2 protein-coding genes are annotated in these 3,034 nt (G+C 71.4%); both read right to left on the bottom strand.

Annotated features, from left to right (window positions below; all coding sequences use genetic code 11):
* Positions 1-6: 6 nt before the first annotated feature.
* Positions 7-96: a K(+)-transporting ATPase subunit F gene (kdpF, locus tag ABZW30_RS46690; RefSeq protein WP_045693083.1), complete on the bottom strand. Its 90-nt coding sequence runs from the start codon at positions 94-96 to the stop codon at positions 7-9.
* A gap of 523 nt (positions 97-619) precedes the next feature.
* The gene (locus ABZW30_RS46685; RefSeq protein WP_355677442.1) at positions 620-2,449 is read right to left on the bottom strand and encodes an APC family permease; all 1,830 of its coding nucleotides are present in this window, start codon (positions 2,447-2,449) and stop codon (positions 620-622) included.
* Positions 2,450-3,034: the final 585 nt, after the last annotated feature.

Genomic DNA, 3,034 nt, shown 5'->3' with positions numbered 1-3,034 from the left:
CCCATGTCAGAACTTCTCCGGGAAGATCAGCGCCACGACGAGGTAGCCGACGAGCGCGACGGCCACGACCAGACCAGCGATGTTCTCGGCACTCATGCGCCCACCTCGCTGCGCTCGGCGGGCGCTTCGCGCCACGCGCCCCTGTTGATGGTTCGCTCGCTGCGCTCGTTCACAGCTTCTCCACCCCCCGCGCGATCAGGGCGATGACGGCGAACACGGCGACCGTGACACCGACGTAGATGAGATCGGACATGGGCTCCACCAGCGTGGTTCGGGAGATGCCGCGAGCGGGCCAGGGGCTCCGTGCGGCACCGGCGGACGGCCGGCAGATGCAGCAAACCAGCCGTCTAGGGCGCGTTAGGGGTCCCTGACGCCCTCCATACGGGTGACGGCGCGGCGTTGACGCCACCTTGACGCCCGCTTCACCGGACCGAGACCGTCGTGATCGGGCCGAGATCCGGGGCCTGGCCTGGGTACACGGAAGCCCCGGGCGGCGGACTGCCGCCCGGGGCTTCGTTCGGGTACGGGATGGTTTCGCACCGGTGCCAGGAACGCACCAGGATGCCTCGGATCGCGGTGCGTCGTCGGGCCGGGCGGCCCGGGTCACATCCGCATCCGGTCACATCCGCATCCGCAGCCGGCAGACCACCGCGTCGGTGTGCCGGCGCAGGGCGCGGTCGATCACGGCGCCGCGCCGGTTCTGCAGCGCCCGCTGGAACCAGTGGGCGGGCTCCACCTCGGGGATCAGGACGGTGAGCCGGTCGTAGGCGTGCTCCTCGCCGAGCCTGTTGACGAACTCGGCGATCGGCTGCCCCAGGCGCCGGTGGTCGTCCTGGATCTCCAGCAGGGGCACGCCGGGCTGCCACAGCTCCCAGTCCCGGCGCAGCGCCTCCGCCTGGGCCTGCTCGTGCACCACGGTCACCGCGAACACCTCGTCGCCCAGCGACAGGGCCGCCGACAGGCCGTCCCGGGTGAGCCGGGTGATCGCCGTCACCGGGACCACCACCAGGCTGCGCTGGCGGGTCACCGCACCCGGCACCCGGCCGAGCTCCAGGCGTTCGCCGATCCGCCCGTAGCTGCGGTGGATCGCCTCGAACAGCACCACCAGCAGCGGCAGGGCGACCACGATCCCCCAGGCGCCCTCGGTGAACTTGGTGCCGGTCACCACGAGCGTGGCGACGCCGGTCAGCAGGGCGCCGAAGCCGTTCAGCGCGGCCTTCCGCTGCCATCCGGCCGGGCGGTTCAGGAACCAGTGCCGGACCATGCCGACCTGGCAGATGGTGAAGCCGACGAACACGCCGATCGAGAAGAGCGGCACCAGGCTGTTGACGTCACCGCCGGAGCCGACCAGCAGCGCGGCCGACACCGCGGCGAGGAACAGCACGCCGTACCGGTACACCTGGCGGTCGGCGCGCAGCGCGAACACGTGCGGGAGGTGGTTGTCCCGAGCCAGCAGGTCCATCAGCACCGGCAGGCCGCCGAAGGAGGTGTTGGCGGCCAGGCCGAGCAGGACCACGGTGGCGAACTGGACGACGAAGAAGCCGACGCCGTGGCCGAGCGAGGCGTCGGCGAGCTGGGCGAGCACGGTGACGCCCTCCACCGGCTGGAGGTGGAAGCGGTCGATCAGCACCGCCAGTCCGATCAGCATCACGCCGAGCAGGGCGCCGAGCGCGACCTCGGTGTGCTGGGCGCGCTTCACCCGCGGGGTGCGGAAGGAGGGGACGGCGTTCGCCACCGCCTCGACGCCGGTGAGTGCCGAGCAGCCGGCCGCGAAGGCCTTGAGCAGCAGCAGCGCGCCGACGGCGGTGGCGTTCTCGGCGAGCACGGAGGCGTGGCCGGCGGCGGCCTCGGTGCTGACCGGGGCGTCCCGGAACAGGCCGACCACGATGATCGCCAGGATGGCGAGGACGAAGACGGCCGTCGGGGCCATGAACCAGCGGGCCGACTCGGCGATGCCGCGCAGGTTCACCGCGGTCACCAGCGCGAGCACGCCCAGGCAGAGCCAGACCCGGTCGCCGTAGAGACCGGGAACGGCGGAGGTGAGCGCGGCCACGCCGGCGGTCACCGAGACCGCGACGTTCAGGATGTAGTCGATCACCAGCGAGGCGGCCGCGGTCAGCGCCGTCCGACGGCCCAGGTGGGCCTTGGCCACCGCGTACGAGCCGCCGCCGTCCGGGAAGGCCGCGATCACCTGCCGGTAGGAGGCGACCAGCACCACGAGCAGGACGGCGATCGCCACCGTGACCGGCAGGGTGAAACCCAGCCCGTACGAACCGGCGGCGGCCAGCACCAGCACGATCGACTCCGGCCCGTACGCGACCGAGGCCATGGCGTCCAGCGAGAGCGCCGCCAGTCCGCCCATCGCGGTGAGCCGGTGCCGTTCGTCACCCACCCCGGTATCGGGCGGTTCGTCGGCCGTCACGGCCGGGGTGGAGATGGCGCTGGACATCGGACGGGACCTCCGCGGTCGGTAGTTGCTCCGATCCTGCGGTCCGGGCGCCCGGCCCACCCCCGGCCCCTACGCGTTCCTGACGCCGCCACGAGCGCCTTTGACGCGCCCTTGACGCGGCCGTCGGGCCGGTGGGAGGGGCTGTTGGCGGGGGTGGGCGAGCCGTTGTCCCGGCGGGCGCCGGTTGGGAAGACGATCAGCTCAGTCGAAGGACTCCCACCCCCGGCCTCCCACTCTGCTGCCTGCACCCCGTTATTGCAAGCAATATGCAATAACGGGCACCCATCGGCGCCCGGGCAAACGAAACAGCCCCTGATCTGCGTTTCCGCAGATCAGGGGCTGTTTCTCTATCCTGTGGCTGGTGCAGGGTTCGAACCTGCGTAGCTTGCGCGACAGATTTACAGGCCGCTGACCAGGGGCGTTCTGACCTGCGGACTCTTGATCGCGGACCGGATCTGGTCCGCCACTGGTCCGGATCATGGTCTCGGAGGCGCCACCATCACCTCGGTCCGGTGGCACACGCGGTGATCCACCATGTGCGCTGCCCGGTCGCCGTCGTACCGTACGGCTGATCCAGAGGGAGGC

Origin of the sequence: Kitasatospora sp. NPDC004669 (assembly GCF_040609455.1) — a bacterium.
GTDB lineage: Bacteria > Actinomycetota > Actinomycetes > Streptomycetales > Streptomycetaceae > Kitasatospora.
Note: the sequence above shows the minus strand (reverse complement) of the source record. Positions and strands in the feature narration are given on the sequence as shown.